At 49.1% G+C, this 18,325-nt stretch carries 12 protein-coding genes; 1 reads left to right on the top strand and 11 read right to left on the bottom strand.

What is annotated here, in order from left to right; all coding sequences use genetic code 11:
- Window positions 1–99: 99 nt before the first annotated feature.
- Complete coding sequence (locus EG028_RS08820; RefSeq protein ID WP_120516266.1) at window positions 100–726, top strand: RNA polymerase sigma factor; 627 nt, start codon at window positions 100–102, stop codon at window positions 724–726.
- Between the two features lie 219 nt (window positions 727–945).
- Here the strand turns inward: EG028_RS08820 and EG028_RS08815 are convergent, their stop codons facing one another.
- From EG028_RS08815 to EG028_RS08765, 11 genes are all read right to left on the bottom strand, one after another.
- Window positions 946–2,286: a DUF4302 domain-containing protein gene (locus EG028_RS08815; RefSeq protein ID WP_120516267.1), complete on the bottom strand. Its 1,341-nt coding sequence runs from the start codon at window positions 2,284–2,286 to the stop codon at window positions 946–948.
- A gap of 20 nt (window positions 2,287–2,306) precedes the next feature.
- Complete coding sequence (locus tag EG028_RS08810) at window positions 2,307–3,626, bottom strand: DUF4302 domain-containing protein (RefSeq protein WP_120516268.1); 1,320 nt, start codon at window positions 3,624–3,626, stop codon at window positions 2,307–2,309.
- Window positions 3,627–3,643: 17 nt separating this feature from the next.
- Window positions 3,644–4,501 (bottom strand): zinc-binding metallopeptidase, encoded by an 858-nt coding sequence (locus tag EG028_RS08805; RefSeq protein WP_120516269.1) that lies wholly within the window; start codon window positions 4,499–4,501, stop codon window positions 3,644–3,646.
- A 47-nt stretch (window positions 4,502–4,548) separates the two neighbouring features.
- The gene (locus tag EG028_RS08800) at window positions 4,549–6,027 is read right to left on the bottom strand and encodes a RagB/SusD family nutrient uptake outer membrane protein (protein ID WP_241559096.1); all 1,479 of its coding nucleotides are present in this window, start codon (window positions 6,025–6,027) and stop codon (window positions 4,549–4,551) included.
- A 33-nt stretch (window positions 6,028–6,060) separates the two neighbouring features.
- Complete coding sequence (locus EG028_RS08795) at window positions 6,061–9,420, bottom strand: SusC/RagA family TonB-linked outer membrane protein (RefSeq protein WP_241559097.1); 3,360 nt, start codon at window positions 9,418–9,420, stop codon at window positions 6,061–6,063.
- A 63-nt stretch (window positions 9,421–9,483) separates the two neighbouring features.
- Complete coding sequence (locus EG028_RS08790; RefSeq protein ID WP_120516271.1) at window positions 9,484–11,703, bottom strand: IPT/TIG domain-containing protein; 2,220 nt, start codon at window positions 11,701–11,703, stop codon at window positions 9,484–9,486.
- Window positions 11,704–11,742: 39 nt separating this feature from the next.
- Window positions 11,743–12,735: a fasciclin domain-containing protein gene (locus EG028_RS08785; protein WP_120516272.1), complete on the bottom strand. Its 993-nt coding sequence runs from the start codon at window positions 12,733–12,735 to the stop codon at window positions 11,743–11,745.
- A 6-nt stretch (window positions 12,736–12,741) separates the two neighbouring features.
- The gene (locus tag EG028_RS08780; RefSeq protein ID WP_162946418.1) at window positions 12,742–14,067 is read right to left on the bottom strand and encodes a fasciclin domain-containing protein; all 1,326 of its coding nucleotides are present in this window, start codon (window positions 14,065–14,067) and stop codon (window positions 12,742–12,744) included.
- 122 nt (window positions 14,068–14,189) lie between these two features.
- Entirely contained in the window at window positions 14,190–15,290 is a 1,101-nt protein-coding gene (locus EG028_RS08775) for a fasciclin domain-containing protein (RefSeq protein WP_162946419.1), read from the bottom strand.
- Between the two features lie 18 nt (window positions 15,291–15,308).
- Window positions 15,309–16,586, bottom strand: a complete 1,278-nt coding sequence (locus EG028_RS08770) for a hypothetical protein (RefSeq protein ID WP_206614423.1) — start codon at window positions 16,584–16,586, stop codon at window positions 15,309–15,311.
- 2 nt (window positions 16,587–16,588) lie between these two features.
- Entirely contained in the window at window positions 16,589–18,262 is a 1,674-nt protein-coding gene (locus tag EG028_RS08765; RefSeq protein WP_120516276.1) for a DUF4397 domain-containing protein, read from the bottom strand.
- Window positions 18,263–18,325: the final 63 nt, after the last annotated feature.

Here is an 18,325-nt window from a genome sequence, read left to right as displayed (position 1 = left end):
TGTAATACAAAAAACCAAAATATGCACATATGTCCTACAAATTATTATTAGAAATGGCGTATATTTAATTTGTACATATCAGCATTCCCGAAACCGAATATGAAAATCGCAATTTCAATAGCTACCAGCGAAAAATCGCTCCTTGCATTAACGGACTCTGAACTATTAGAAGGTTGTTGCAGAGAAGGCGAGCGGTATTTCAACGTGCTGTTCGATCGTTACTTCAATCGCCTGTACGGGTTCAGTTATTCACTACTTAAAAATCAGGAAGTTTCTACACAGCTGGCGATGGATGTAATGTTGAGGCTCTGGCAGAAGAAGCAGGATATTGTCCTCCGGGCAGATCAGCATTTACAGCCTTATCTTTTTCAATCTGTCAAAAATGCCGTGCTCAATCATCTCAGAAAATCGAATATTGTTACAGAACCTGTAGATAATACAATAGAACAGTTACACCATACCCATGTAACTCCTGAAATGCTGATTAACAGCAATGAACTGGAAACCGCCTACCAGTCTATGTTAAGAGAGATGCCGGAGCAACGTCGTAAAATATTCCAGTTAAAGCGGGAAGAAGATCTATCGTACGAAGAAATTGCCGAGCGTTTAAATATTTCTATCCATACTGTCAGGAACCAGATGAGTTCCTCCCTGGACTACCTGCGTAAGAGAATAAACATCTACAACGAAGGCCTGATCCTGATTTTGATATCCCGCCTGTTATGAGCTTTTGCTCATTCATCTCCTACCTCCTGATGTTCCACTTCCAGATTCGATTGCTCCGCGTAATTGACAGGAACAGGATTGCCATATTCTTTCAATTCCATCATCTCTCACATTCATTTCATCAGTATTAAAAATGCCGGCACACCGGGGAACGCAATACGTTCACATCGGCGGCCGGCAGTTTTTTGGCGGAAAGGAGATCTATCGATACCCTGCAGATCAGGGAATATAATATTGAACCATGTGCCCGGTAAAATATATGTCCGGGCGTTCAACGCTGGTCATCTGCGCAAGAAAACTGGCGCCTCCGTAATCATGCAGGTTTATCGTGAAAGAATTATCCCGCACCATGTCCAGTAATGGTTTAAGATGCGGCTGGATAATGGAGGCATTAAGATGAAGCTGATTATTCTGTACATCAAGCGGTAATGCTTCAAATTTGAAAACACCATTACTTGTCTTGGTGTACTTATATGGGAAAACAGCCCGGTAAGTGGCATTGTCTATTGCAAAAAACACCTCTATGTCCATGGTCTTCCTTTGGATATCCATGCCAAAGGAAAAAACCAGCAGGGAAGCCTGAAACTCACTGTTACGCAAACCATCAGCGGATTGCTGCCAGGTATTTTTAAATGCATCCGACCAGCCCGGCAACAGCTCAACATACTCAGGAGAAGGCAAAGAGACATAGGGCGGATACTCGTTCCCCAACAGGAGATGGAGCGGGATTACCGGCATATTTGCCCCGTTCAGATCAAAACGCCTGTTTCCATCCGCAAGATAAAAAGCTCCGGTAACCGTATCAACAGACAATTCATAGAACACGTAGGGACCGATCCGGACGGGCGTTTTCAACAAAATCTTATTCACTCCGTAGGAATAATCTGTTGACGCATATACCAACTCTCCATCTTTCCCGTAGAAGAAGATGATTCCCCGGTTGTCAACATCGATTACAATCTGTACCGGTCCTGTATCAGGCGTGGAAAGAGAAAAATAAGGTTTCTGTACAAAAAAATTATACAAATAGATAAAAGCATTCCCCAAAATCCCCCGTTCAAAATGCAATTCTTCCTCTGTCGTGATACTGATTAACCGGAGTTCATCACCATATTGATTACCGGATAACATAACGGTGTCACCATGCATATATTTGAAGGTATAACTGGTGTCGGCACCTACCGTACGGTATCCGTCCTTATGCGTTACATCGTCCAGGTAAGTGCCGGAAGAAAAATGGATGGAAGCATTACTGGCATCGCTGCTCAGCCGGTAGCTACCGGACTTTGGCGAGCGGGCAGTGGTGAGATTAAGATCCAGCAATGTCCATACATTCCCGCCTTTATCCATTTTAAAAAACATCGTATAAGACTTACCCGCCTTAGGGTTCAATACCGCCTGCCAGGCCAGGGAACCGGAATGAAGGGTGCGGGTAAATTCAGCCAGCATTTCTTCGGCATTGGGGTGTGTTTTTTCTACCTGGTAATTTTCTAACCCATCCTTTTTACAGGAAGTCAATACGGCAACCACCAGCAACGTATAAAAAGACAAAATCTTCATGATGTTAATTTTAAAAACCTTTAAAGCCTGCCCACAAACTTAAAGCCAGGCAATCCACCACTTTGGCCTGAAGCTCTTAGTTCACTTAGTTCCAAATCATAGTCAAACTGCATTTTTCCATAAAGAAATCCTTCTAAAACAGGTATAAATGCATTTTCTAAAAATTTGGCATTATCGTCAGTTGCTCCTTCGTATTTAAAAGTGTACTCGTCTCCCTGCTGTATAAAGGAAAAAACAAACCTGGCATTAAAATTATTTGCCCCTTGCCGGATAAGCTGATTCACAAACAACAACTGCTGTTTCCGGTCAATCGTTACCGTCATTTCCGGAAAGGTTGTCCCCGCTGCGAGCAGCGTCCTGGCATTTTGGAGAAAGGTTGTTCTCCTCAGGTTGAACTCGGCGCCATTCCCCTGCGCTTCCGTCTCTATGGGCACTACAATGCTCTCGTATCCAACGCCCCACATCGCACTAAAAGCGAATGGAGGCACTTCAGTATCCCACAGGACAAAATGCTGACCGCCCTGCGCAGCCTGCAATTCACCGGTTTGGGAATCAATGATCAGCCGGTCGAACTGAAATTTATCATGCCGGAATGGCATTGACATGATCAGCTGATCTGTACCAAAAAAAGAGAGTCCGAACTTTTGAGTGGCAATAGTGCCTGCACTGTCATAATTAACTATCAAAGTATTTTCCTCTGTATCAATGGCCGTTGTATAAATATTCCCGGCGGCATCTTCTATGTAGGTAAACTTCCTGTCTTCCAGGAACTGTGAAACCCTGCGTTTCATGGCGGCCAGGTTACCGGCTTCATAAGCTGCGGCTTCCTCCCGCGTTGCTCTTATGAGCTCAAGCCGGCTCCCAAATAAATTACCCTTTAGCAGCAAGGTATCCTTCGACGCATATTGAATTGAAAATTCAAAATCTGAATACAATCCGAATCCCGGGGTGCCATTATTGACTGCGGGATCAGGGTCCGCTAACTGGTGCAGATAGGTATAGGTGTCAAAATAAAGCGAAGGGGTAAGTGTAGCACGGATGCGGTAAGAACTTTCCTTAGCTGTCCGTCGTGTCTGATCGGAAATATCTGCCAGCATGCTTACCCGGTTTTGACGGTCGAACCTGAAAAAAAAACCAAATCCCCTGCCTCCGGCGGGAAAGAGATTTCCTTTCCACCCATATTCGGATCCAGCCAGTGTGCCATAATATGCGTCCAGGGCAGCAGCTATCCGTTCATCGGGTCTTTGCCCTTCGAATTCTTCTTTTTTGCAGGAAAAAAACAGGATCAGTGGCAGCACCATAAGCAGCCCTGTCTTTCCAGATCGGTTTATTTGAATCATACGATTGCTTTTGTGTGTTATTGCAGATAATCGGTAATGGCCGCCTGGGTTTCCTGTTGCAGGCTTATGAAATCAATGTTGAAATTGTTGTTGAAATAATCGACCACCATCTCTTTTTTGCGCTGCAATATCTGTTTTGACCTTTCCGGTACATCCGTTCTATTGATGACCGAATCGTAGTATTGCTGCCCGAATACCAGGAGAAAGGAAACGGTTTCAACAAAGTCCTCATCCGGGCTGGCCTTTGCATAAGCAGAGATAAGTCCCTGCCGGTAGGCCTCTTCGTCGGTATTGTTATACCAGGTAGCCGTATACCATTCCGGGTTTAGCGCCTTCCATTCCAAAGGGTATAATTTTGTCTGGTGCAGAATATGAGCAAACTCGTGGTGGATGGTGTGCAGCATTCGCTGCACTTCAATCCGGCTGGCCGTATCAAACCGGTTTAACCCGAGGAGTACGATCTTTCTGCCGCCTTCCGCCTGTCCGAGAATAATAGTCCCGTTGGTATTGTACTCGGCACTCCCCGCCAGTACAAATTGTTTGGGTACGTACGTCTTCATAAATGCGTCTCCGGCTACCCGTTCATAAGGCTTTATCCAGATCTGCCTGACGGCTTCCATCACCGGTTTTACTTTGTCTTCATTTACGGGAACCAGGTTCCGCATGTAATTGAGTTCATACGGATCCCATTTGTATTTTACCTGTATGTTGAAGGGATCCAGGAATTCTGTTTCCAGCCATTCATCGAGAGGGCCATTTACCCAGGTCTCACCTCCCAGGTCTATTATCGGGGTGTCAGGGAGTGATTCCCCCTTCCGGCAGCCAGCCTGCATCAGCAGCAGCATTGCCATTATGTAGGTTATAAACTTCTTCATATTATTTCCGGTTATGATCGCATTTTTTGGTTTCGGTCAATGTATCGTTATCTTGGATTCAACTCAATTCCGGAGCCCTGTGCCTCCTGCGGTATCTGGAATAACCGCATGGGATCATTCGGGCCCAATACCAGGATGCGGCCTTCGGAGGTCTTGTGTTTCACACCGATATTATGCCTGATGATATCAAACCAACGTTGGCCTTCAAACAAAAAGTTAACCCGTTTGAAGTCTAAAATGCAGTTGATCAATGCCTGCTGAACATTGTAGGTGTTATAAAAGGACAGCAGTTTATTGCGGGTAATTTCATGGATTTCCGGTATATAGACAGGTGTTCCGGAGCTATAGATGATCCTTGTGGAAGCATAATCATTGAGATCGGTCAGAGCCTGTTCATAGTTACCCAGCATGGCGTTGGCTTCCGCCCTGTTGAACAACACTTCCTCCGTGCTGAACAGGGGGATGATGTTGTATGGGATGCCTGTTTCGGCATTCAGCGACTGCCTTACGAAGTGTTCCCTGAATTTTGGAATATTGTAGTACAATTCGCTTCCATAGATGTTATACCCCCAGTATCCTCCCGTTACATTTGTTTTATCAAACATTTCGTTCAGTATATCCGTTGTGAATCCATAACGATACGATGCATAATTCCGTCCCCATATCGTGGGTACTTCCACCAGGAGCAAATTTGCGGGGTTATCAGCACGGGTATACTGCGCTTCGAGCTCCCTGTATTGCTGCGACCTGTATGCGGGGCTGTTTACCTGCCTGAGCCTGTCGGTAAGACGTTTATTTCCGAATACCGCATTGGCATGATGCAATGCCTTATCATATTCGCGTTTGAAAAGATAGAACCTGGAGGCAAAAGCATGGGCGGCAGCTTTTGTAAAATGATATTTCGGTGATGTATATATTCTGTCCTCAATCAGCGGCAATCCTTCCGACAGGTCTTTTTCAATTTGTTCATATACATAAGCCACGGTATGCCGTTCGTATTTCCCGATCACCACTTTTTCCACAGTGGTTACATAAGGAATTCCGGGAAGAGAAGCTGCCGAAAAAGCCTGGTATGGCTGGGCAAACAGGTTCACCAGCATAAAATGTGCATAAGCCCTGGCAACCATGGCTTCACCTTTATAAGGAAGATAGGCTTTGTTATCCCCGGCGGCTGCAATTGCTTCCAGGGCATGATTGGCAGCCGCTATAGCAGCATAGGATGCATTCCAGTAATAAGCGGGGGAATCCTGGTAGATGTCGCCTATGTCCAGGAAATGGTAGGGATCGCTGTTAGTCAGCGGGGCCAGCCCTGAGCCCTTATCCCCGGCATTATCAGAAAATGTTTCTGTAAAGGGAATGTAATTCGCCTGGGGATAGGCGGTGGCAAGTAATTCGCCTACCTTTTCAGGCGAATCTACATCAGTGCGCATATCCGGACTCACATCAAGATAGCGGTCACAACTACTCATCACCATCAGCAACATTGCGCCAAAGGCCATCGTACGGTTACCTGATTTTATTTTCATGTTCTTTTTTTCTGATGTTAATGGTCAATTTTATCACATACCTAATTTCAACGAAAAGGTAAACTGGCGCGGAACGGGCATGGCAACTCCACCGGAACTGACAAATTCAGGATCCTGTCCGTTTAAAGCTTTGTCTGCGTAAATCAGGTACAGGTTATTACCGACCAGGCTGACTGATGCCGTCTTGATGTTTGCTTTCCGGAGAAACTTTGCGGGTAAATTATAAGAAAACATCGCCTGCTTCAGCCGGATAAAATCGCCTTTGGCCACCCGTTCCGTACTATAATTGTAGTTATTATACGGATAAGCGCCTACCAGGTTGGCTTCCTCCCGTACGTCCAGAACGGATGGGGCAGCATTATCTCCGTATAACAACCATCGGTTCAGAAATTCTTCCGGCAGCGCATCCATTTCGCTATAGCTGCTGCTAAATGTGGGCTTTAATCGTACCACATTGCCCGCACTGAATGTTATCAAAGCCGACAACCTGAAATCCCGGTAGGTAATGCCATTGGAAAAACCGCCTGTCACCAGCGGATCAATGGAACCGCTGTATACGAGATGGCTGGTATTCAGGTCCTGGAAAAACACGGAACCTGAAACCACTCCTTTTTCATTCACAAAACGGGGCACTCCCAGTTCAGGATCCAATCCCTGGTAATCCAGGGAAAACAATCCCCGCTGGGCATAACCTTCTTTTGCGCCTCCGTCAGGATTGATCAGAGACCAGATACTGGGCTCGTTTTTCAGCCGGGTAATCCTGGATTTGTTGTACCCGAAATTTAGCATGACGTCCCATTTCAAGTCCTTTTGATCAAGTATCTTCCCGTTAACGGCAACGTCCACTCCATGGGACATCATGTTCGCGTAATTCGCCACTTTAACGGATTCTCCGCCAATCCCGCCTGTACGTACAAGCCCGATCAGATCATAGCTTTGGTGGTTATAATAATCCACGGTCAATGAAAGACGGTTATTCAGAAAACCAAGATCGGCGCCCACATTTGCCTTGTACATTTTTTCCCAGGTCAGCTCCGAATTTTCCAGGTTGGCCAAAAGAATGGTGGACTCTACTTCAGTGAGGTAGGGCCTCCGGGACGATTGATTGAGGAAGACTACGCTGGAATTGGCAGCCGGGCCGCTGCTTGCTGTGAGCCCATAGCTGGCGCGAAGGGTTGCCCGGCTAAGCACCTGCTGACTGCGGAAAAAATCTTCACCATCTATATTCCATGAACCGCTCAGGTTCCAGGTAGGAAGCCATCTTGCGGTGCGGTTTTTCCCCATTTGGTTGGAACCATCGTAGCGCACAGTGCCACCCAGATTGTACTTATCATTGTAAGTATAACCCACATTGAGCCCATACGCCAGGAAACGGTCGTGACGATATTCCATGGAGTAATAATTCTGGTTGGCTTCGATGACCATTTTCAGGAAATCAGGATCCACATAAGGCGTCCCCCCTTTATCGAACTGGTATCCGTATCCGTTAAAGCTTTTGAACTGGCGTTTGGCGTTACGCAACTCCATAAAACCATAGGCCCGGATTTTATGGGCGTCTCCAATGCGGTCATTATATTCCAGGGAATTACGCAGATTACTGCTGGACAGGTTAATATCATAGGTATTGTAAAATCCGCCATAAGGCAACACCACCCTCGGTTCCGCCTCCGGGTTATCGGGGTCGCGGTAGAGGAATTTATTAGCGGCCCGGATGGTGGCATCGCCGTCTGCACGGTAAGCTTCGGCCATGTTGGAATGTTCCGTTACTTTATGTTCCTGGTTGGTTTTGGCATATCGGTAAGCTCCTTCAACAGCGAACTTCAGCTTGTCTGTAATTCTGTACTGAAATTCCCCCTGCAGCTTAAAATCCATGAAACTCAGGTCTATGATGTTATTCTCCAGCTCATGAACAATATTAAAAGGAGCGAAATTGCGGCGGAAATATTCAAGGTCCCCGTTTTCGTCATAGGCTGTAAGAGACCTGCTGGTGTTGAGTGCGTAGTTAAAAGGGTTTATGTCGAAATTGCGGGTCAATGCCCCGGTCACCGCATCATTCAGGCGTCCCAATGTTCCGGGAACCCGCTGGTCGCGGATAGATCCCTGGGTAATTAATCCGAAGCTGACCTTTTCACTCGGCGTGAAATTCGCCCGCACGTTGCCGGTAAATCGTTGTACAGCATCCCCGATCGTCCATCCATTATCCTTTAAATAGCCGGTGGAAATATAGAATTGCGATTTTTCGGTGCCGCTGGAAACGCTGAGGGCATGCTCCTGCATCAGGGAATTGCGGAAGAGTACGTCGAACCAATCAGTATTGGCATAGGCATACCGTTCAAGGAAGGCCCGGTGGCTTTCCGGATCGTTGCGAAGCCCGAAGGCGCCATTGGTCTGATCATAGAGGTTGATCAGATCGGCCATTTTTGTGTACACGCCACCATTAGGAGATCGCGCGGTTTGTCCATAGTTAAGCCAGCCTTTGCGCTCCAATTCTCCATACATCGACATCTGGTCATAAGAGTTCATGATGTTGAACTGGTCGTAGGAGGGTTTGAGATAAGTGGATAAATTACCGGTATAGGAGATCACCGGGGCGCCGATTTTCCCTTTTTTGGTCGTAATAACAATCACTCCGTTCATGGCCCGTGCGCCATACATGGAAGTTGCGGCGGCGTCCTTCAGCACTTCAAAGCTCTCAATATCATCAGGGTTCAGGCCTGCTACAGATGAGCCGACAAGCGTGGAAGGATCGCCGGTAGATAGTTGTTCATTGGACACATTGACCACATCTTCCAGGATAATGCCGTCTACCACCCATAATGGTTTATTGTCTCCATTGATGGACGATGCGCCACGGATCCTGATCTTAGGCGCGGCGCCAAAGGTACCCGAAACGTTCTGTACGGATACGCCGGCTACCTGTCCTTCCAGCATACGGCTTACATCCGTAATGCCGTCGCGCCGCACATCTGCCGCCTTTACCTTTGACGAGGCGCCGGTATATTGCCGTTTACGCAGCGTCTGATAACCGGTGATCACCACATCCTCCAGCACCCGCACATGTTCCCGGAGGACAATGGAGAAATTCGTTTGTCCGTTAACAGTAATCTCCTTCGGGATGTAACCGGTCATGCTCACAATGAGCACAGTGCCCTGGGGAACATCAATAGTGAATACGCCGTTCGCATCCGTAGTTACGCCTTTACCAACTCCCTTAATAGTTATATTAGCGCCGGGTAAGGGATTGCTGATCGTATCGGTTACCTTTCCCGTGATCTGTTGCTGCTGCATGGCGCGGGCAGGTATAGAACCGAAGCAGGTGATCGCGATCACCGCAGCCAGCATGAACATGACGCATGGCAGTGGCCGCATCAGTTTCCTGTATATCATCTTCATAAATCTTTTCATTGTGTTTAAAACAATTCCGCTTGCATTTTTTCCAGGTTACAAACATTGCCCTTACCTGAGGAAAATCTTTCGGATAGCACCGGCGGGACTTCCAAACTGGTCATAGAAATAAAGGTCTCCATTAGGCGCCACGGTGAGGCTATTGATGTTATCTACTTTCGCTTCATACAAAGGACCGTCCTGGCTGCCCCGCGGAAAATTAAACCAGGTGGTTACTTTCCGGTCGGCAATGCGGACACCGCGGATCAGTCTTGTATTGTTATAAGTAGCGTCTGCAACCAGCAGATTCCCGTTTCCATCCGCCACCATGCCAATTATACTGGTGAAAGAAGCCTGCGCTCCAATACCGTCGACAGAGCCATAAGGGCCGCCACCAGCCCAGAAGTTCAGGGTTACCGCTCCGGAAACAGGATTTGCATATCCAATGTTTTGATTGTCGTATTGATAATACTGGTCTGAAAAATAGATCCCGCCATTTTCATCAACAGCGTGAGTTACCCAGAAAACGCTCAGCAAGCCGTTACGTGAAGGCACCAGCCGGGTAACCGCACCCTGTGGTGAGATCCGGCTGGCATTAGTTCCTGCCTCAGCAACGATTGCATTACCGGGGGTCATCACCATTTTCCCGGGCAGTGCGAGTGCTACAAATTCGGTAACTGTACCGGAAGGAGATATTTTACGAATGACATTGTTGGCTCTTTCAGAAACGTAGAGATTGTGCTGGTTATCCATTACGATAGAAGAAGTATTGCTGAAATTGAAACGCGCTTCGGTCCCGGTCCCGTCCACACGCCCGCTTTGAGTTTCATCACCGGCGATGACGGTTACCGCTCCCTGCGGGCTGACTTTCACAACCGAGTGACCGCTTATCGCATATATCGTACCCGTGGCATCCACCGTCATGCTGTGCACATTTGTGATACCGCTTGCGATAGTTTCCATCCCTGTTCTCCGGAATTCCCGAGGCGCGACCGCCACTTGCCCGGCAACAGTAACCTGAACCACACCCGTTGTAACTCCTGCCGGCGCCAGTACCTTCAATGTCGTAGCCGTAGCTTCCAGTACCTGCGCCTGGCTTCCGTTGAAAGTGACCTGGTTGGCGGCAGGACTAAGATTAAATCCGCTGCCTGTAATGGTTACCTGCAGGCCATCCTGCCCATTGTCCGGGCTGAAGGTTATGATACCGAGGTTCTGATCTTTGAAATTCGGGCCCTCCACCTGCTGGTCGTTCACCATTACTTTTACTTTTCCGTCACCGGTACCCCCGGGCAGGATGAGCTTCAGTTCCTCGCGTGATGCGGAGGTTACGGCTACTTCTTTATTATTGATGAATACATGATTTTCGTCGCGCTCGGTACTGAAATATTGACCCTTAATGATCATCTCTACACCTGCCGGTCCGCTCAGCGGGCTTACTTCGGTGATTTGCGGCAATGGTACCATCGCAAATTCCGGCCCGGTGATGTGCTGGCCGTTGATCGTAACCGACAGCGGGCCGGTTTCCACGCCCTCCGGCGCCTGCACCAGGAGGCTGGTATCCATGGCTTCCAGCACCACAGCCCGTTTGCCATTAAAATCGACGAGGTTTCCGGAAACCGCGGATTCAAAACCCTCTCCTCTTATCCGTACTTTTGTGCCCGTTCCTCCTGATAATGGTTTGATCTGCCGGATGGCCTGGAAAAGAAAATTCTGTCCTTTCGTGCTCATACCATCCACGTTCACTTCTACCGCGCCGCTACCGGCTTCCTCAGGCACTTCCGCCACCAACAGCGTATCATTGGCGTTGGCAATCGTTGCCGCTTTGCCATTGATCATCACCTTTGCCGGTTCTGTTATGCTGCTAAACCCCGCTCCGTAAATGCGGATATGCGATCCGCGTGGTCCGTTAGCCGGATCGATGCGGCTTATGCTCAGCGTTTGATACGTATATGTTCCCACTTCCCGGGTCTGTGAGCCATTGTTGACAGTGACCATACCTGTTTGTCCATCTTTTGGAGCACGTACGATCAGTGCTGCCGTATCCACTGCCACTACTTCGCCCGGTACGGAACCAAAAAGCACAGTGTTCTGATCTATCTTGCCTGAAAAGCCTTCTCCCTCAATGGTTAGGAGCGTGCCCGCTTTTCCGCTGTTGGGATAAAACTCCGTTATGGTCAACGCTACAGCGTTTTCAAGCCGGTCTTCATTTTTCTTACAGGCAAACGAAGCAAGCAGGAGCACTGCCAGCCATAACCGGTTCAACCTGCGGGAGCCGTCTTTATAACTATTCATCTGAATATTTTTATTGTTTTAACAGGATTACCATCGGTTTCATCTCGTCAGCCGCAGCACGTCATTTACCATATGCAATACACCGTTGCCAGCCAGGATATCCTGCCTGATGACCGATACATCGGCCGTATTTCCGGGCGCGCGCAGCGTAATGCCTTTATATTCGCCGGGCGCCTGCGCATTTGGTACCAGGGTGACGGTGGCGGTGAACGAATTGATCATTCGCTGGCTGCCGGTATTGGTTGCCCCTATGGAAAGCAGGTAGTCGTTTACAAAACGCAGGTCGTTGCAGATATGAAATTCGCAGAGCGCGCGCAAAACCGCGGGATCGGTGTCTTTCACCTGCTGTATGGTTGCATAACCGGCTTTCTGCATGGCGGTATTTGTGGGAGCGAACACGGTATACGGCCCTTCCTTCCTGAGAGTTTCCATTAAGCCGCTGCGGCGCAGCGCCTCGGCAAACAGGGTAAGCGTATCCGCCGTAACAGCGTCTGCCAATACAGCGTGCGCATAAGGTTCCAGTACACGGTCTATGATCTGCAGATGGCCGTTGGAAGCGGGTATATCCTGCAATATCACCCGGGCGCCGTTAATGGTCAGTATCGTGTTGTTATCTTTTATCCAGCGGCTTATATAGAGCTTGCCCCCATTCCGGGTACGTACTTCCTGGTTAATGAGGTAAGGGAATTTGTGCAGCTCGTACTTCCCCGGTACAATGTGGTAATCTACCATCCTGGTCACCCAGGCAAGGGAACGGGCCTTTAGCGCCGCTAGGTCAGCCAGGCCGGCACGGGCGAAGGCATCGTCCGAAGGCACCAGCGTCGTGAACGGGCCTACTTCTTCCTGGAGCGTTTCGTCCATCCCGGTACGGTCCAGCGCTGTAGCAAATACGGAGAGATTATAATTGTCTTTCACGATGGCGCTGATGCGGTTATAATCTATCTCCCGGTACACATCCTGCTTTTTGCAGCCAGCCACCAGCCAGCAGATGGCCATCAAACCTATACCAAGTTGTTTTATCGGGTATTGCATGTTGTTTCAGTTTAATTTCATTCCCGGGGGGATCAGTAAACGGTCCAATACCTGGATCACCCCTGTATAGGTTTCGATATCTTTTTCAATGATCGTGGCCGGTTCATATTCCGAGCCTTTTACTTTTACCTGCACTACGTCCCCGCCCTGCCGGGAAAAATCAAGAGGGTCCGCAACATGTGCCATGGAAGTCGATTGAGCAGTAGCGTCGTTAAGGTACCTGTTCATGGGATTGCCCACCCATTCGTTCCGAAGCTCGTTTGAATAAAGCAACATGGGTGGATTGGGACCAAACATTCCGGTAGTATACGAGTTCAGGTTTTTGTTATACAACACGTTTTCCGAGGCCCGTACATTTGCCCCGAAGAAATGATGATTGAGGATGCTGTCCGTAGGCAGGCAGTAACCGGCGCCTCTTGGATTTGGCATAGGGAACCGGTGATTAAAAGCTATCAGATCGTTCAGCGTATTGAAGCCGGCCCGGCGAAAAGCCTCATCTGTCGGCGCTAGAAGCGTTGTCTGGTATATTTCTTTTGTAATGATAAACTGACTGCTGCGATGATTGTATAGATAGTTGGAATCCGACAGGTAATCCAGCATGGGAAGTGCCTGGTTATTAGCTTTTACATTTTGGACGGTGTTTACGCCCAATACATACTGGTTTTGTTCATAGGATACGGACCTGGTCCGGGGAAGCCGGCCTGCCGCCAATACGCTGTACAGGCTGTCGTTATACCGGCGGATACCCAGGAAAAGGGTAAACCGGCCATCTTCCACCAATACCTGCCGGGTACTTTTACGAGGCTTTTGCAATATCCGGTTAACCGGGAAGATGCTGCCTTTCCTGAGCACGGCACTTTGCGCAGCCATTCCTGCCTCCTTGTTGTTGATGCGCACTTGTCCATCCACGATACCAAGGTCGTAGCGATAAGGGTCGACAAAACGGCCGTAAGTCACACCAGCGGTGCGCCGCGCGACGAGATGGTCCGGTTCCAGCAGCATGGTTTCCAGCTCAATATTTCCGGCTTGCAGCGCAAGGGCGTCCGGGATTATTTGAACGGGCGTAACATGGTAAGACACCAGTTGGTCCAGTTCCTGTCTGGATGCTCTGCTGATCCGGGCGGCGTTCCACCCGGCCGCTTCCATGGCCGCATTACCGGGCAAAAAAAGCGTAAAACGGTAATCAGGATTGTTTGCAGCGAGCTTTGTTTCGATGCCGCTATTCCGCCAGGCCCTCCAGAAAAGAGTATGCCCTGTATCTCTTTCCGCATACGCTGTCACGCTCATGGTCGTATCCACAAAGGATATCGCTTCACCCACGGGGGCCGGCATCAATTCCTTCTTATTGCAGGAAAGCAAAAAAAAGCATAACAGCACTGTAAGGCTTCGCGTAATGCGTCGGCTTTGACAACTATTATTATTTATATATTTTTCCATAGCTGAAAACAAATATTTTAATCATGTGCCTGATAAGGTAACAACACAACACCGTCAAGATGATGGATACAACCGTTGCGGGTGAGGTGATTGGAGCGGCTCCAATTACTTCTGTAATCGGGATATGACACCGCGTACGTGTAGACCATATCCCAGCTTTCCTGCGGAAATGTTTTATTCACAAAAAAACCGGGTCCGTTAAATCTGCCAATAATTGGGGTGATGCCGTTACTAAAACTTTCATCCCCCATTATCGGGGTATAGACACCCAATTCAACAGTTGCGCCTGAGCCCACAAATAGTTTGAGTTTAAACAAACCCAGATCGCTTACAAAAAACCGGACCGGGAAAATATAGGCCCCGAAAAGACGCTTGCCATACACCGCTGTATCCAGTTCTGTCACGCTTTCCACCGTCATGCCCTGCCTTTCAAAGATGCTGTCCGCGGGCGCCATGATCGTCCATTGTTTGTCGTCGGTAAGCATGTCCCAATACCCGAAATGTTTCAAACCCGCAATCAGCACTTTATAATGACCTTTTTTCTCCAGCCACTCCCGGACAGATGCATCTTCATATTTCAACACCTCCGATATCTCGTGAAAAATTCCGTTGCTGAGCGGGATATTGTACCGGTTATCGATCCCCACCTGCGCGCCGTTCACATAGGCCCTGATGGTCCTGTTGGGATTAGTAGGCACTGCAGTTATGTCTATCCGCGCTAACCATGAATTATTTCCGGCTGCATTATCATAACGGTTATTCACCGAACCGAGCGGAATACTCTCCACCATCAGCTTCCCCGGCTGCACATGGTTCAGCACCAGTTGCCTGAGGCTCTCTGTATCGTAGTTATCGAAATCCGCCGGGCTGCGAATACCTATCCGGTTAAAGGCGGCATCCGTTGGCGCCCACATGGTAAGGGCTCCGGGTTTATTAAGCTCTTCTTCCAAACCTGCCTTTACAATGGCCGCGCTCAATAAACTGAAAGCATAGTTGTTGCGCGCAAATTCCGCAGCCGGCCGCAGGGCGTCGTTGGGATTGTCCAGGCGGATATCGGGCTTATTGCACGACAGCATCGTCACCACCAGGAAACAACCATATATCGTCATTTTTTTCATGCTCATAATTTTTGCCTGTTAATATACCGGCGGGGCATATACCCTTTGCACCGTGATGAGATGCACGGAACCGTTTACAATCTCAATACTGTTGACTGTACCAAAAGATCGCGGATTGTATATACCGGAATGGGTCGTCACGATCAGGTTGGGTAACATCGGGCCCCAATTCAGGTTCCCGCCCGGACTTGTTTCACCGTTCCCGTTTGAGAAGCAGGTAAAAAAAGCATATTGGTTATTGGATTCCACGCCTCCGGCCTGCTCATCATCCCGGAAATCGAATCCGGGAGCGAGCAAAAAGAATTTCTGATAAAAAGGGGACCGTGCGGTGTTCGCCATCGCGCCGGTCAATAATGGCAGGGAGTAGTATGGCGCCGCGGCCGGGCTTTCATTATTACGGAGCAGGTGCGTCAGAAAGAGCTTGGTAAAAGAGGGAAGGGATGTAGGACGTTGCACCCTGTCATCATACACGGAACAATACACATTCATTTCATCCCGCACGCCCTGGCCAAGTGCATCCTCCCAATACGTGTTTTTCACCAGCGTGTTCATATCTTCCGGTTTCCTGCTCCTGTCTGCCTGCCAGAAGCCTCTGGCGCTCATGTTATAGAAATTGACGTAGACCAGCGAATCCGCCAGCGCCAGTTTGTGAAAGATCTCCTGCCGCAGGAGAACGCCTTTTTCTTTCGTGTCAAAATCTTTCTCCAGCGCATGCAGCGTATACACTTCACCAGCCAGCAGGTCCAGCGTTGTATCGATGAGCGGAGCCGTCCGGTATCGTGCCTCGAGATCAAAAAAAGGCACTTCACTCTTTGGCCGTACATAGAAGGCAATGCGCATTTTTCCGGAAGGCACCTGGGCCCATGAGCTGAGATCGAAGCCATTGAGGATGGGGCCTGCGATCACTCTTTCCTTGCCGGGAAACTCCGGATTATATTTATCCAATGAATTGCCGATGTGAGAGGGATAAGGAGGTGCGTAGGCCGGCCGGGTGACCAGGAAATCGCCCACGGTAGCGGCCGATACCGGCAGCCCATCCCCGTCATACACCGGGTTGATGAGCATGGTGAGTGTAGAGAGGGCCTGGTCCTGGGTTTCAATGGTTACCTTAAAACGCAGGTTATTGAACACCCTGAGATAAGCGGGCTCTTTCACGGTTTTGAAATCGATCTTGGCGCAACCGCTTAACAGCACAATACCGATAACCATGCAGCGCAGGTAACGTTGCGGTTGAATGCCCGCCGTCCTGCATCGCGGAAACAACAGGCGCTTTAAAGATGATATTTTGTGTGTCATGTTTACTTATTATGTTTGATGATCACCATTCTCGCTTTATAAGCCTGCGGCACGTTTGCACCGGTGCGGCCAATGAGGGCCACGGTATAATAACCCGGTTCCTGCGCGGGCAGATTGCCGTTAAAGCGGGCATAGAGTTCTTCTCTGGCAATAAAATCACGGCTGTGCAACACGGGGATATCATCGGCCCATACGCCGGGCGCCATGCCTGGCTCGGAACGGTAGGCCAATATCTGGTAAGGCGCCTGGCCCGCATTCCCATTGATGTATGGGTCTTCCGTGACGGCGATACCCGGCTGCAGGTTGGTCACCTGTTCCCCGGCCAAAGGCGCGCCGTTGTCGGTGGTGAAAGTGGCATAAGGAATATCCGGGCAAAGATTGATAAATCGTTTCCGGTATGGCATCGGGGTGTTGTTCCCGCTCAGATCGCCTGGCATTACCGTCATTTGCGGCCTGCCTTCAGCATCCGGGAAAGCAAATATTGTATAATACTGGTTGGGCCTGATCAGATGGGTGGCGGAAACCAATACCTTTCCCGCATCATCCAGCAGTTGTATCTCTGTTTCTCCCACGGACAACTGTTCGAACCCGGAGGCTTCTCCATACGGCATGCGTCCAACTGTTCTACCACCCACACGCAGACTCACCCCCGTGCCGGGTAAAGCATTGAATCCCTGGACCCTGGCGTAACTAAGATTTGCTGCCGGTGTATTGTCCTGTATAATGCGGAATGCGTTCTGGCTGAATTTGGAGCTGTTAAAAATGCCCGCCTGGAGGTATGCAAACGAGCTGGGATACGCCAGTATCGTGTATACGCCTCCCGGCTGAAAGGAATGAATGGGCGCATGTACCAGGTAACGGGCGATAGGCGCATCGGTATAGTTAGTTTGATAGCTGATTGAAAGCGTTATCGGATCTATCAGCATATGGTCCGTTAGCCCGTCGGTACCCGGTATCATCCAGCCGTCTTTGGAAATTACGCGGAACTGGTAGGTACCCGCGGGTAGTTCTATATAATCCGTGACCCCGTCAGCCGTGCTTACCTGGGTGGTAATAGGGCTCACAGGTGTTCCATCGGCATAGGTCAGTGTAACAGGGCCGTGCAAATCGGGTTGAGCACCGGGATAATAGCTTGCGCCTACCTCCACGTCCGTTGTCAGGTTAATTACCCGGAGCCGGATGTTTTCCGGTTTTGAAGGTGGCGTTTCATCCCGCTCCGTAACAAAATAATCTCCATGATCCGGATGGTAACCCAGGTAATAATCCATCTTCCTGTTGTCCTTTTGCTGAATGGTCAACCCGATCTTGTAATTGACGGCGGGCGCCACATTCGTGTTGGGATACCCCACCATCGATTGAAAGAACAGGTCAAGCCGGCCGTTTTCCCGGACCAGGGCTTTTGGAACACGCCATTCCCGGCCAAGGAATCCGTTCACCGGAAAATAAGTGGTGCCGGGTTGCCCGTTGCTCCAAACGCCGCCGAAAGGCGGGTAATAAGAATCGACGCCGCCATTAATCAATATAAAATTGGTGAGGCTGTCTCCATTGGCCATAACATGCTGAAATTCCACCGAGTTGATAATCCGTACGGCGGAAAGCTCTCCGAGTTCGCGGGGATCCGGATGCTCCACCATATGATCCAGTTTCGTCTTGGAACAGGAGCTGATCAGCAACATGCAATATATGCTTACCAAAAAACGGAAAATACCCCTCTCATGTCTCATACCTGACGTCTTTTA

This window comes from Chitinophaga barathri, from assembly GCF_003807585.1.
In the GTDB taxonomy this organism is placed as follows: Bacteria; Bacteroidota; Bacteroidia; order Chitinophagales; family Chitinophagaceae; genus Chitinophaga; species Chitinophaga barathri.
Note: the sequence above shows the minus strand (reverse complement) of the source record. Positions and strands in the feature narration are given on the sequence as shown.

Coding starts and splice junctions, on each gene's coding strand:
- EG028_RS08820 (WP_120516266.1), top strand. CDS start 100: ATGAAAATCGCAATTTCAATAGCTACCAGCGAAAAATCGCTCCTTGCA.
- EG028_RS08815 (WP_120516267.1), bottom strand. CDS start 2,286: ATGAAGATTTTGTCTTTTTATACGTTGCTGGTGGTTGCCGTATTGACT.
- EG028_RS08810 (WP_120516268.1), bottom strand. CDS start 3,626: ATGATTCAAATAAACCGATCTGGAAAGACAGGGCTGCTTATGGTGCTG.
- EG028_RS08805 (WP_120516269.1), bottom strand. CDS start 4,501: ATGAAGAAGTTTATAACCTACATAATGGCAATGCTGCTGCTGATGCAG.
- EG028_RS08800 (WP_241559096.1), bottom strand. CDS start 6,027: ATGAAAATAAAATCAGGTAACCGTACGATGGCCTTTGGCGCAATGTTG.
- EG028_RS08795 (WP_241559097.1), bottom strand. CDS start 9,420: ATGAAGATGATATACAGGAAACTGATGCGGCCACTGCCATGCGTCATG.
- EG028_RS08790 (WP_120516271.1), bottom strand. CDS start 11,703: ATGAATAGTTATAAAGACGGCTCCCGCAGGTTGAACCGGTTATGGCTG.
- EG028_RS08785 (WP_120516272.1), bottom strand. CDS start 12,735: ATGCAATACCCGATAAAACAACTTGGTATAGGTTTGATGGCCATCTGC.
- EG028_RS08780 (WP_162946418.1), bottom strand. CDS start 14,067: ATGCCGGCCCCCGTGGGTGAAGCGATATCCTTTGTGGATACGACCATG.
- EG028_RS08775 (WP_162946419.1), bottom strand. CDS start 15,290: ATGAAAAAAATGACGATATATGGTTGTTTCCTGGTGGTGACGATGCTG.
- EG028_RS08770 (WP_206614423.1), bottom strand. CDS start 16,586: ATGACACACAAAATATCATCTTTAAAGCGCCTGTTGTTTCCGCGATGC.
- EG028_RS08765 (WP_120516276.1), bottom strand. CDS start 18,262: ATGTTGCTGATCAGCTCCTGTTCCAAGACGAAACTGGATCATATGGTG.